The sequence below is a fragment of the Vibrio syngnathi genome, assembly GCF_002119525.1.
Taxonomy (GTDB): domain Bacteria; phylum Pseudomonadota; class Gammaproteobacteria; order Enterobacterales; family Vibrionaceae; genus Vibrio; species Vibrio syngnathi.
Genome location: NZ_CP017917.1, coordinates 12857 through 26381 on the forward strand (window position 1 = coordinate 12857; position 13525 = coordinate 26381).

Consider the following 13525-nt stretch of genomic DNA (forward strand, 5'->3'; position numbering starts at 1 on the left):
TAAGCTGAAGGTTCAGTTCTGATAATAGATGCTCTTAAAAACTGTCACCTCCAACGATATCCACATATAGTTGGAGGTGACAGTCATCTGAAATAGAAGGTCTAATGATCAATTGGTTACAGTCTCCAAAATCCCCTGTAGTTGCTCAGTTCATTGATTGCTACTGGCTGATTGAAAAGACGCCCGACGCTCAAACTCATCAATTTCCGATACTCAATCCCGATCCATCGGCGCACCTGATCTTATCGCCAAGCGAGCAGGCATATCACTACACGATTGAGCAACAGATCGATCAAGGCGTTGGCAGCCATCTGCTGTTACCACACCATAAAGCCATCGAATTGGATCACTCGAAGCCCTTTGTTCACCTAGGCATTAAATTCCATGTCGGGGCCTTGTATTCATTGGCTCTCCCAGATTGCCCTCACCCTAGTTTAGACAGGGTTAGTCAGGTTTGCTAAACAACCCAAACGCCGATGCAACGTCACTGATCAAGCTCGCCCAAACCGATGTTGAGGCCTGCTGTCAGCAGTTAGATGATTTGCTGCTTCCTTGGTTATCGACAGCTAAAACGGATAGGCACAGCGAACTGACAAGTAAGGTGTTGGGTGTGCTTGGTTCGACACCGATTGCAGAGCTTGGCGACAAGCTGTTTTGCTCGCAAAGAACCTTGGAAAGAAGCTTCAACAAGGTAACTGGGCTGACATTAAAACAGTGCCAATCGATGAACAAAGTCGAAGCGATGTTGGAATACTTGTATAAGCGAAATTTGGATGACATCGACTGGATGGACGTCGCCTTTCAATTTGGATTTAGCGACCAACCGCACCTGATTCGTTACCTAAAGAAAACCATCGGTCTAACACCCAATACTTACGCTAAACAAGGCGGTTTAACTATTGATGTTTATGGTGGAGTGAGATCGGACTAACCTACCCTTTACCTTTACCCATCAAGCACTCTCTGTCTTTTGTGTCCCATTAGTAGCAAGTTTTATTGAGTTTAGATTTGCGACTAAATATACTGGGGACACCATAAGACGGAGGACAAAAATGAATAATAAAAACAAACATATAGTTTTAATTCATGGTCTATATATGCCTGCGTTGATCATGCAGTATCTGGATAGAAATTTCAAAAAACGCGGCTTTACAACGCACAAGTTTGCCTACAATTCGCTGCGTTTTCCTTCTGCAGCCAAACGCCTTAATCGCTTCGTGAATGCTCGATTTGATGAGCACGATGAGGTCTATTTCTTCGGTCACTCACTGGGTGGCTTGCTCATTCGCCACTACTTTAAGTTCTACCAACCCAACTTTGCCGATACCTGTATTATCACCGCAGGCACGCCGCACAATGGCGCGACTATCGCCAAAACACTCTCGAATCATGGCCTCGGCTTTATATTCGGTTCGAGCAAGATGATCTTAAGTGATGGCTTGGGTGACTACGATATTGATGTGCCGATTGGCGTGATTACCGGCACCTACGACGCCGGAGTCGGACGTATTGTACTGGGAAGAAACCCTGGCGATGGCACAGTGACACTCGAAGACGCAAACCTGAGAGGGGCAACAGATACATACGCTCTCAAACTCAACCATACTGCGCTTGTCTACTCCAAAGAAGTCGTGACACTGTCGGCTCAGTTCATCGAACACAGAGCTTTTAAGGACGCTTCATAGTTTTTTCCTGTTAGCTTTTGCGTGCTAGCTCTTGTATCAAGCTCTGGTTTTGTTATTTCTGTTTTCTTACTTCTGGTAGACCGAGACAAAGATAGATAAAAATAAAAATACCACTCTGCGATAAGAGTGGTATTCAAAGATTCATTGCTAAAATGAGTGCTTGTTATACTTTCTATACTTGTTACAAACGATTCACTCGCGTTGGTAAGAACACCTCACCCAACATGCATCGCACCGAACCACCACCAATGTCTTCAATCGTTTTCACGTTAAATGGCAGTAGCTTTCCATGTGTTGAAAGCTGAGCTAATTGAGCTGGAGAAAACGCATCGTAAGCCGATTGGGACATCGCGATCACCTTGTCGCCATTCACCGTTTCCAATTGCAGAATGTTGCCGCAGAATCGGTTCATCTGATCGAGCGAGATTGAGATAACCTGCTTGTCTTTGGCAAGAGATTTCACCACAAAGCGGCGTTCAAACTCAGGGATCACTTCATCACAGATCACGCAGAAGTTATCACCAATCGCCATCATCACATTGGTGTGGTAAACCGGCTGACCAGACGGTAATGCAGTTTGGAATGAAACCACACGAGAATAACCAATACGCTTCGCGTAATCTTCCAAGACTTCGCGGTCGCAACGCTGAGAAAGCGCAGCATAGATGGTCTTATTAATATGATCGATAACCATCACACCAGTGCTCTCTAGATAAGAACCTTGGGCAACGTATGACCCCATAGACTCACTATGGTTAACAATGCGACCAGACGCTTCCAACACTTCAATAAGAGCTGTAGGCTTAACTTCATGCTGACGGTTTTCACAGGCCATAGGGAAAGTGAATAGGCTTCCATCACTACAAGTACTGAACCAGTTGTTCGGGAACACTGCGTCAGGGGTTTCAACATCCAGTTTCGGATAATCAAACTCTACAACTTGCACACCTTCTTTACGCAACGAAGCCACCATGGCCTTAAACTCAGCCATTGTTTCAACCTTCACCTCAGCTTCGGTCAGATTGACCCTGTGCTGAAACTCGTTATCACGGGCAGTTTCTTCGTTAAATTTAAATTCTTTTGGTGGCACCATAACAACGCAATTTGCGTTTTGAACATTAGTAATATGCAGTGATTTTTTGTGTAGGTTTAACATTTCAACCGTCCCTATCTTTTATTTACCTCAGAATTGTAAACAACTTGTTACAACAAGATTCACTGAAAATAATAATGATTTGAATATTTATCCCAAACAATTACTGTAGATCTTAGATTAATCGGTAATTTTTACTGCAAGATAACAGCACATCAGAAAGAACCAATTGTATGCATATTCGTTAAAGAATTTTATGGATAAATATGCCTATTTCATTATTTCAGCTCCACACGAGTTTTGATTACAATTTAATCCATTTAACGTTAGGATTATCACCGTTGCATAACCATCAATTACGTTTGAAATAAGCTTAACTTTTCCTGCCTAATTCAATCTAAGATAAGCGTCGTGAAAGACACTCTTTGAACCTTTCCTACGTCACTTAAAAAGAACTAACAACAAAATCTACCTGATGAGGTCATACTGATAAGAACTCATTAGCACTTATAAAATTTCAAACCAAATTTATAAAAACAAGCTACACGACGATGCCGTTACTAATAGATGCATTGTTTATAAAGGGAAATCTATGTACAAGAAATTTGAAGGCTTTACTAAAGCCTTTCCAAAGGAAGAGCCGATACAACCTCCTGCTGGAATAGTGGCATTCTGCCGCCATTACACCCGTGGTTTTGAAAAACCGTTGATCTTGCTCGGCCTAATGAGCATGACCATCGCGATCATCGAGGTCGCGCTATTTGGTTACATGGGACAACTGGTTGACTGGCTATCAACAAGCAATCCCGAAACCTTCCTTGCTGATAATAAATCAACACTGATGGGGCTCGGCGTTCTGCTGTTGGTCGTGATGCCAATCTTGATCAGTGTTTATTCGCTATTGCTTCACCAAACTTTGCTGGGCAACTACCCAATGTCGATTCGTTGGCTAGCCCACCGTTACCTTTTGAAGCAAAGCTTGTCATTCTATCAAGATGATTTTGCCGGGCGTGTCGCGACCAAAGTGATGCAAACCTCGCTCGCAGTGCGTGAAACCGTAACCAAAATGGTCGATGTATTCGTCTACGTGACGGTTTACTTTACAGCGATGCTATTCATGCTTGCAGAATCAGATTGGCGCTTGATGGCTCCGATGTTGATTTGGTTGTTCATTTACGTTGGCATTCAACTGCACTTCGTACCAAAGCTGAAAGACGTGTCTTCAGAGCAAGCGGATGCTCGCTCGTTGATGACGGGCCGCATTGTGGATAGCTACACCAATATCGCAACGGTCAAACTGTTCTCACACAGCAAAAGAGAAACCGAATACGCTGAAGAGGGCATGGAAGGCTTCTTAGACACAGTCCATCGCCAAATGCGCTTGGTTACTGGCTTCAACATCTGCGTTGAATTTGCTAACTATCTATTGGTATTCAGCATTGCCGGTATTTCTATCTACCTATGGCTAGACAACGCGATCACCGTGGGCGCAATTGCCATTGCAGTCAGCTTGGCTTTGCGTATTAACGGCATGTCGAAATGGATCATGTGGGAAATCGGCGGTCTGTTTGAAAACCTAGGCACCGTGATTGATGGCATTAAAACGCTATCTAAACCTATCGCTATCGAAGACAAAAAAGATGCGAAACCTTTAGATGTGCCACAAGGCGGCATCAACTTCGATAACGTGAGCTTTAACTACGGCGAGAATAAGGGTGTGATTAACAACCTTAACCTCAACATTAAACCAGGTGAAAAAGTGGGCTTGGTTGGCCGTTCAGGGGCAGGTAAATCAACCTTGGTTAACTTGCTGCTGCGTTTCCACGACGTAGAAAGCGGTCGCATCTTAATTGATGACCAAGTGATCTCAGATGTCACGCAAGATTCACTGCGCAGCAACATCGGCATGGTGACTCAAGATACTTCACTGCTTCATCGTTCAATCAAAGAGAACATCCTTTACGGACGACCTGACGCAACAGATGAAGAAGTGTATGCCGCAACCCAACAAGCGCACGCCCACGAGTTCATTGAAACGCTCACCGACCCGTTTGGTAACATTGGTTACGATGCTCAAGTGGGTGAACGTGGCGTTAAGCTTTCTGGTGGCCAACGCCAACGTGTGGCTATCTCACGCGTACTTTTGAAAAATGCACCGCTGTTGGTTCTAGATGAAGCAACATCAGCACTCGATTCTGAGGTAGAGGCTGCGATTCAAGAGAGCTTGATTGAGCTAATGGAAGGCAAAACGGTTATCGCGATTGCACACCGTTTATCGACGATTGCAGCAATGGACCGTTTGATCGTACTCGACCAAGGTAATATCGTCGAAGAGGGCACGCACCAAGAGTTGATTACACAAAATGGCATCTATGCTCAATTGTGGAATCACCAAACAGGTGGCTTTATTGGTGATGATCTTGAGCAGGCAACGAGTGCTTAATTAATATTCCATTTTAAAAGTGCAGCGTAATTCACACCAAAATGTTAAATACTAGTAAATTACACATGGCAGAATGTTATGTCGTAATCATATAATGACATTAACAGCAATGACGCTTCGCTTGCGCGTTCTGGAATAAGGCTAGACTTCGGGGGGAGGCTAGCCTTTTTTATGTCTGTTATTCTTCGCGTCTCTCTCGTCTGTTTTTATCGGTTCTATAACTTCGTCGATCCTTTTGTTTTTTTCTTGGCATTTTTTTCTTAAAATGCGCGCAGTATTCTTTTTAGAGATCAACCATGAACAAAAGTGTCTTAACTAACGTTATTGCGTTAGCGCTGCTTGCTGGCGGCTATGCGACAGCAAACCAATACTTACTTTACGCAGGCTTATTCGCCTTTTCTGGTGCCATCACCAACTGGCTTGCGATTCACATGTTGTTCGAGAAAGTACCCGGCTTATACGGTTCTGGCGTTATTCCTGCACGCTTTGAAGAGTTCAAGGCAGCCATCAAGCAATTGATGATGGAACAGTTCTTTACTGAAAGTAACATCGACCGTTTTCTTAGTAGTGAAATGACCGGGAAATCACTCAACCTAGAGCCTGTGATCAAGAAGATTGACTTTAACCCTGCATTCGATTCACTGGTGCATGTTATCGAAAACTCACAGTTTGGTGGCATGTTAGCGATGGTTGGTGGCACAGAAGCACTACAGCCAATGAAAGCGCCATTTGTTGAGAAGATGCAAGAATCTGTGATTGAAATCAGCAAGAGTGATTCTGTAAAAAATGCCATCAAGGATGAACTTGAATCGCCTGCAATGATGGATGAAATTAAAGAAAACATTGAGGCGATCATCGATCAGCGCTTGAATGAACTGACACCTAAACTGGTTAAAGAGATGGTTCAAGCCATGATCAAAAAACATCTTGGTTGGTTGGTCGTTTGGGGTGGGGTATTTGGCGGTGTGATTGGCTTAATCTCTGCGGCAATTACGCTATAAGCAGTTTATCTGTTCTCATTCTATTTGCTCTAACTTAATCTGCTCCCCTTTATCTGACGTTCAACAAAAAATGGAAGCTTATTGGCTTCCATTTTTTATATCTAAATAATCTTGGTAAGGCGAAAGCAGGCTACTATTTTAGGGTTGCCAATAGCTCGGGGTTCACGCCAAAACCTTTTTTGTGCTCTTCAATCACCACTTCACTGCGCGTCTGAATTACTCCGGGTAGGGTACCCAACTTAGTTGCCATAAATGCTTGGTACGCCTTCATGTCTTTTACTCGAACCTTGATCATGGTGTCAAAATCCCCCGACAGCGAATAGCACTCTTCGACTTCAGGCATCGTTTCAACCGCTTGGGCAAATTTATCAAAAATTGAAAAACTGGTTTGATCGAGACGAATATGGATAAACACTTGGACATCGAGCCCCAGCTTTTCTGAACAAAGCTCAGCATGATAGCCAGTGATGTAACCCGCTTTTTCCAATCGCTTCAACCGATCAGAGCAAGGTGAAGTCGTTAGGTTGACCTGTTTGGCCAGCTCGACCACAGGCAAACGGCCTTTCATATGCAGAATTCTTAGTATCTCTTTATCGATACGATCGAGTTGATGCTGAGACATAACATTCCTTAAACATTCTAGATTGTGCTCAGTATATTCCATACTAAGAGCAATCGAAGAAAACCGCGCTCACACATTTAGAAAACTAAATAGGCCATTCGCATTCACGTTAAATATAAAACCACACAGAGTGATAACAACCCTTATAAATCAAACTCCGGATATTAACAAATTATTATAGGAATGACCCGATTAACAAATAAGTTGAGCCAGAAACGAAAGAAAGGATATAGGCCAAAGTGAATAATAGAATTCTCAAAGAGAAAGGATGACTCTATTATGAAAACGCAAGAACTCGCATATAAACCTTACGGAATCGGTTCATGGACACACGTAACGGTATCTAAAGATGTTGCCCAAGCACTCGCAAGTGAATACTCAAACTATGGCTGGGAAGTTAAAGTTGATGGCAATGTCGTCGAAGCAGAACCTGCACGAAAAGCGGCATAGAAACGAAAAAAACCTCCATCAGGGAGGTTTTTAAATCTAAGTTAGTAAGCACTTACTATAATCTAAGCCAGACCAACTTGGGGAACTGTAGTTCCTGTTTCACAACGACAGTTGCACGTTCGACAGAAGTGCTGAGTTTCCATGTCGTAGTACAGGTTTCCACTAAATAGCTTTGACGTCCATTGCATCATACGGCCAGATGTTGTCTCAGGCTCAGATTCACAACGTTTCATTATAGACTTATGTAGTGTTGTTTTTTTACATCCTTTGCAATAGAGATCAGGCATACCTTTGTCCTATAGGTCTTTAGTGGTTACTGATAATTGACACATGATGTCCAATTCAGTGTAACAATTCACCGAGCTAATAACAAAAGTGAGCGTCAAGTTCAAAAAATAGCCATTTTATCGTTTGTTTTTTGACATCAAGCGCTATAGAAAGTCTCCCTCTTCTATGTTTTTCTTCTATCATTTGGTTTCAATTTACATTGTAAACCTCACAACCGCCGTATTTCCCCTGTATTCAGCAGAATTTTTAATAAGACAAAGGTAGTGCCCGCATAAAAAAATAGAGCCACCGAAGTGACTCTATTGCTTTTATTGTTCAATTACTTTTTTACAATTGCTTTTTAGCTCATGTTCTTTTGCTAATTCACATGTGTTTTACAATGTAAATTAGTCTAGCTCAACTAGGTTCTTCTCGAACTCAGCGTGTTGCTTTTTCACTTCGTCTTCTGGTTCGCCAGTCATTAGGCTCACAATCACGATAGAAAGCGTCGATAGGATGATTCCCGGTACGATTTCGTAAACATCGAACCAACCGCCCGTCAATTGCTTCCAAAGTACAATCGTAACACCACCAACTACGATACCCGCTAGAGCGCCGTTACGGTTCATACGAGACCAGTACAGGCTTAATACGATGGCAGGGCCGAATGCAGCACCAAAACCAGCCCATGCGTAAGATACAAGGCCAAGTACTGAGCTGTCTGGTGTCATCGCCAGAACAAGAGCAACAAGAGAAATTAGAATAACAGCGAAACGGCCGACACGAACAATCTCTTCTGACGTTGCGTCTTTCTTCAAAACTTGCTTATACAGATCTTCTGCCATTGCAGATGAAGAAACAAGAAGCTGTGAATCCGCAGTACTCATGATTGCCGCTAAGATTGCAGCCAGTAGGATACCGGCGATTACTGGGTGGAACATCGCGTTCACAAGAAGCATGAAGGTCTTTTCGCCATCGTCTAGCTTAGGTGCACCAGAGTTAGTCACATAGATTAGACCCACAAGACCCACAAGCATTGCACCAACCATAGACAGTGCAGTCCAGATCACTGCAATGCGACGTGCCGCTGTTAGGTCTTTATTACTACGTGTTGCTTTGAAACGTGCAAGGATATGTGGCTGACCGAAGTAACCCAAACCCCATGCCGCGAGAGAGATGATCGCAATAGCAGAAAGAGGTTCACCTTTCGCATCATTCCATAGCGTAAGTAGCTCTGGGTTGATGTTGTGTAGGTCGCTAGAAAGCTGACCTAGGCCACCGTTCATTGCCGCGATGGGTACAATCAATAGCGCTGCAGACATCAGTAGACCTTGAACCAAGTCAGTCCAAGATACCGCAAGGAAACCACCAAACAGGGTGTAAGAAACGACACATACTGTACCGATAATTACCGCTGTTGTGTAATCAAGGCCGAATACCGTTTCAAACAATTTACCACCAGCTACCAAGCCTGAACTTGTGTAGAAAAGGAAGAATAAAAGGATAAAGAAAGCAGAAATCGTTTGGATCAGCTTAGAGTTATCATTGAAGCGGCGAGATAGGAACTCAGGCAGCGTCAGTGATTCAGTTGTAATGCTGTAAGTACGTAGACGTTTTGCACTGATTAACCAGTTTGCCCAAGTACCCACAAGTAGGCCACCAGCAAGCCAAAATGCTTCAAAGCCAGCAGCGTAAGCGTAACCAGGCAGGCCAAGTAGCAACCAACCACTCATGTCTGATGCACCAGCAGAAAGTGCAGCAGGCCATGGGCCTAACGAACGACCACCTAGGAAGTAGTCAGTTGAGTTAGATGTACGTTTGTAAGCAATAACACCGATCGCTAGCATCATAATTAGATACGCAATGAACGTCGTCGTTATTGCAAAACTGTTTTCTATCATTTGATAGTCCTCATTTTGTAGAAAGCCTTCCATGCCTAATTCAATGCAAGACACTCACCGTAAAGGCAAGCGAGTGCATTGAGTTAGGTATTGAGGCTCCAAGGCGCTAGGGGAGAAAACCAAAAATGGGAAAACCCAAAAATGGAGCAAACCAAAAGTGCTCAGAGCCAATTTTACTGAAGGTTAGTGAGCTTCGCTTCCAAGTTCGAGCAAGGTCGCGTTACCGCCCACGGCTGTTATATTTATAGTTCGCGTACGCTCGGTAATGAAGCGCAGCGATAGGTGTGGATCATTAGCAACATTCATTGTCACCAGATCCGTTTCAGCCACTAAACCGACGATTGCACCGTCACGCTTAGCAAGCTGTAAATTGATAGCTTGTGCCGTTTGTGAATTACCCACGTAACCCGCGCTTCGCACATCGCAAGACAGCAGCTGTTGAGCAGCGTCATACGAGGCAACCTGCACCAAGTTGGTTGGTAGATTCGCTTGTTTTGCGGCGTCAGCAATTAAGGTATTGAACTGCGCATCATCACTGCACAATTGGACGCTGTTACCTGCCAATAGTGCAGCGGTAATCAGAGCCATTGCCGTTTGTAGTGCTGGCAGTTTGTCTTGGCAATCATCAACAATCACTAAAGCCACACCGCGGCCTGCGGCATACAACTCATTGGTTTCGCCCGTAGGGCCAGCCATTAGGTGATGCTCAGAAAGCAGCGCAGAGGCTTGCTCTAGATGATAAGTCGCCACTGCAGCCAAAGGCGCAGATTGACTTTCGATCTCTGATTTGAATGAAAGTACCTGAGCACTCTTATGATCAAAGTCGGTAAGATTCCATTGTTCCCACGCTAACAAAGCATCAGAAAAACCTGTCACTTGATGAACCATGATACTGCTCCTTATGCCTTGTCTTGTGATTGAGAGAAATGAACATCAGTAAAGCGGAATAGGTAGTGAGGACCACCCGCTTTAGGGCCAGTACCTGATAAGCCTTGGCCGCCGAATGGTTGAACTCCAACAACGGCGCCCACTTGGTCACGGTTGATGTAGCAGTTACCCACGCGCACGTGTTTTTCGATCCAACGGTAAGTTGTCTCGTTACGGCTGTGGATACCCATGGTTAGACCAAAACCGGTTTGGTTGATTTGGTCTACCACTTGCGCTAGCTCACTCGCTTTGAAGCGAACAATGTGTAGCACAGGGCCAAATTGTTCTTCTTTCAAGCAGCTGATGTCATCAATTTCAAAAGCACTTGGTGGAACAAAATCACCATGTTCACAATCCGTACCTAGAGAAAGTTGAGCCACCTTCTTCTGGGTATTGGTCATGTTTTCTAAGTGCGCCATTAGCTTCTGTTTCGCGTTTTGGTCGATAACAGGGCCAACATCGGTTTTATGAAGGTGTGGAATACCAACACTCAGCTCGTCCATTGCACCATGAATCAATCCAACCACGCGGTCTGCAATGTCTTCTTGGATGTAAAGCACACGTAGTGCAGAACAACGCTGACCTGCTGAAGCGAATGCTGAACGAATCACATCACGAACTACCTGTTCAGGCAGTGCAGTACTGTCGACGATCATCGCGTTCTGGCCGCCTGTTTCCGCAATAAACGGAACTGGCTTAGCGTTACGAGTGGCTAATGACACATTGATACGCTGTGCCGTTGGCGTAGAACCAGTAAAGGCAACGCCCGCAATCGCATCATGGCTTGTTAGTGCACTGCCGATCTCAGCACCGCGACCTGGTAGTAACTGAATCGTGCCAGCAGGGAAGCCCGCTTCATTCATCAGTTCAACCGCGCGAGCTGCAATCAGGCTTGTTTGCTCGGCAGGCTTAGCCACAACCGTGTTACCTGCAACCAATGCCGCTGTAATTTGGCCAAGGAAGATAGCTAGAGGGAAGTTCCAAGGGCTGATACAAACGAACACACCACGACCTTGTCGAGAAGCGATTCGTGTTTGGCCATCAAAACCTTTTAGTTCGAAACCTTGTAGGTTGTCCGCTTGTTTTGCGTAGTAACGACAGAAGTCGACTGCTTCACGTACTTCATCAACACTATCGTGAATTGTCTTACCCGCTTCTTGATGACAAATCGCCACCAGCTCAGCGAGGTTGTCTTCCATCAGGTCTGCCAACTTATCAAGTGCCGCCGCTTTGGTTTCAACCGATGTTGCGTTCCAATCAGCGAATGCTGCGTCTGCGCCAGTGATCGCTGCGGAAACATGATCAAGGTTAGCGAAAGCCACCTGCCCCACATTAATACGACGATCATAAGGTGCAGTCACTTGCTCAACGTTCTGATCAGCCTTGATCATGCTTTCGGCAAGAGATTCACCGTTGATCACAGGGCCCGCAGTCCATTGATTGTTTAGGAAGCCTTTTACTTGCTCTTCAAACTGATGCGCTTCGCTTTCAATATCAATGTTCACACCGTAAGAGTTCTTACGCTCAGGGAATACCGCTGGAGGCAGAGGAATCTTAGTGTTGTGCAATGTATCGAACGCCAGAAGCATATCGACAGGATGTTGAGTCAGCTCTGCCACAGGGCAACGCGCATCAACTAGACGGTGTACAAACGAGCTGTTTGCGCCGTTTTCTAGCAAGCGACGTACTAGGTATGGCAGTAGATCTTTATGGCTGCCAACCGGTGCGTAGATACGTACCGATTGTTGGTAAGCTTCCATCGCATGGTTGTACAGAGAATCACCCATGCCGTGTAAACGTTGGAATTCAAAGTCTTTATGGTCGGTCATGACGGCAATAGCAGAAACCGTATGAGCATTGTGGCTCGCAAACTGCGGGAAGATATTGCCACGAACACTTGGGCTCAGTAGGTAACGCGCACAGGCAAGATAAGCAACGTCTGTCGCTTCTTTGCGTGTGTAAACTGGGTAATCAGTAAAGCCAGCTTGCTGTGACCATTTGATTTCGCTGTCCCAGTAAGCGCCTTTTACTAAGCGAAGCGGGATCAAATCACCTTGCTCTTTCGCTAGGCGGTTTAGCCATACTAGAACCGGTAGTGCACGCTTTGAGTAAGCTTGAATAACCAAACCAAATTTACCCCAACCTTTTACAAGATCGGTACGGTACAGTTTTTCGAATAATTTTAGAGAAAGCTCTAGGCGATCCGCTTCTTCAGCATCAATCGTAATCGCTACATCGAGCTCTACTGCGCGGCGCAATAGCTGCTCTAGCGTGTCGCAAAGTTCTGTCAATACGCGTTCTTCATTCGCTACTTCGTAACGTGGATGAAGCGCAGAAAGCTTGATAGAAACAGACGGTGCTGGGCTTGATTTTGAAGAGACATTCGATTGTGGAGAAACATAGCTGTCTCGACCTACGGCTTCAATCGCCATTAGGTAATCTTTGAAGTATTTGTTTGCGTCAGCTGTAGTCAGTGCCGCTTCACCTAGCATGTCGTATGAGTAGGTAAAACCTTTGTCACGCATAGACTTACCGTTCTTTTGCGCTTCAGCAATGCTGCGGCCAAGAACGAATTGGTGACCCATCACCTTCATTGCTTGGTGCATCGCTTTACGAATCACCGGCTCAGAAAGCTTGTTCACTAAACGGTTTACTGCTTGACCTGCACTCTGCTCGTTAGATGAAAGTCCAACCACCTTGCCTGTTAGCATTAGGCCCCAAGTTGATGCGTTAACAAAAACTGAGTCAGAATTCTTCAGGTGAGATTTCCAATCCGCAACGCTTAATTTGTCACGAATCAGTGCATCAGCCGTTGCCGAATCAGGAATACGCATCAAGGCTTCCGCCAGACACATCAGCAAGATGCCTTCTTGAGTATCTAAGCTGTACTCAAGCAACAGCGCATCGATCATCTGGATGGAAGTTTTATCCGCACGGATAGCTTCGATCAATGATGTCGTCTTGGCTGTGATCTGCTGCTTTTCAGACTCAGAAGGGGTAGCTAGTGGCAGAAGTTGCTCTAGCCATTGGGTTTCATCCACCATATATAATGGTGAGATAAGCGTCCAAAGATCAGCAAGCGACTGCTCGTTGAATTCTGGCTTTAACACATCAGTAGCTGTAAACATGCGCTTTC

The 13525-nt window shown here is 44.9% G+C and carries 9 protein-coding genes and 1 pseudogene; 5 read left to right on the forward strand and 5 right to left on the reverse strand.

Annotated elements, in window-relative coordinates; translation table 11 throughout:
• Positions 1-104 precede the first annotated feature (104 nt).
• Both K08M4_RS15065 and K08M4_RS15070 read left to right on the forward strand, forming a co-directional pair.
• Positions 105-931: pseudogene (locus K08M4_RS15065) on the forward strand (helix-turn-helix domain-containing protein).
• A gap of 121 nt (positions 932-1052) precedes the next feature.
• Entirely contained in the window at positions 1053-1685 is a 633-nt protein-coding gene (locus K08M4_RS15070; protein ID WP_086050462.1) for an esterase/lipase family protein, read from the forward strand.
• 181 nt (positions 1686-1866) lie between these two features.
• Here K08M4_RS15070 and K08M4_RS15075 read toward each other — a convergent pair whose 3' ends face one another.
• A complete protein-coding gene (locus tag K08M4_RS15075) occupies positions 1867-2841 on the reverse strand; it encodes an arginine deiminase-related protein (RefSeq protein ID WP_086050463.1) in 975 nt (324 codons plus the stop codon).
• Between the two features lie 529 nt (positions 2842-3370).
• Here K08M4_RS15075 and K08M4_RS15080 point away from each other — a divergent pair.
• Positions 3371-5221: an ABC transporter ATP-binding protein gene (locus tag K08M4_RS15080; RefSeq protein ID WP_086050464.1), complete on the forward strand. Its 1851-nt coding sequence runs from the start codon at positions 3371-3373 to the stop codon at positions 5219-5221.
• 296 nt (positions 5222-5517) lie between these two features.
• Positions 5518-6222, forward strand: a complete 705-nt coding sequence (locus K08M4_RS15085; RefSeq protein WP_086050465.1) for a DUF445 domain-containing protein — start codon at positions 5518-5520, stop codon at positions 6220-6222.
• 133 nt (positions 6223-6355) lie between these two features.
• Here the strand turns inward: K08M4_RS15085 and K08M4_RS15090 are convergent, their stop codons facing one another.
• The gene (locus K08M4_RS15090; RefSeq protein WP_086050466.1) at positions 6356-6844 is read right to left on the reverse strand and encodes an Lrp/AsnC family transcriptional regulator; all 489 of its coding nucleotides are present in this window, start codon (positions 6842-6844) and stop codon (positions 6356-6358) included.
• 279 nt (positions 6845-7123) lie between these two features.
• On the opposite strand from K08M4_RS15090, the gene K08M4_RS22150 reads away from it, so the two are divergent.
• Positions 7124-7294 (forward strand): hypothetical protein, encoded by a 171-nt coding sequence (locus tag K08M4_RS22150; RefSeq protein WP_086050467.1) that lies wholly within the window; start codon positions 7124-7126, stop codon positions 7292-7294.
• 674 nt (positions 7295-7968) lie between these two features.
• On the opposite strand, the gene putP is transcribed toward K08M4_RS22150, so the two are convergent.
• From putP to putA, 3 genes are all read right to left on the reverse strand, one after another.
• Entirely contained in the window at positions 7969-9495 is a 1527-nt protein-coding gene (gene putP, locus K08M4_RS15105; protein ID WP_198299342.1) for a sodium/proline symporter PutP, read from the reverse strand.
• A gap of 150 nt (positions 9496-9645) precedes the next feature.
• Positions 9646-10350, reverse strand: a complete 705-nt coding sequence (locus K08M4_RS15110) for a 1-pyrroline-5-carboxylate dehydrogenase (RefSeq protein ID WP_086050469.1) — start codon at positions 10348-10350, stop codon at positions 9646-9648.
• 11 nt (positions 10351-10361) lie between these two features.
• Positions 10362-13517, reverse strand: coding sequence for a bifunctional proline dehydrogenase/L-glutamate gamma-semialdehyde dehydrogenase PutA (gene putA / locus K08M4_RS15115; RefSeq protein WP_086050470.1), 3156 nt, complete (start codon positions 13515-13517; stop codon positions 10362-10364).
• Positions 13518-13525 lie beyond the last annotated feature (8 nt).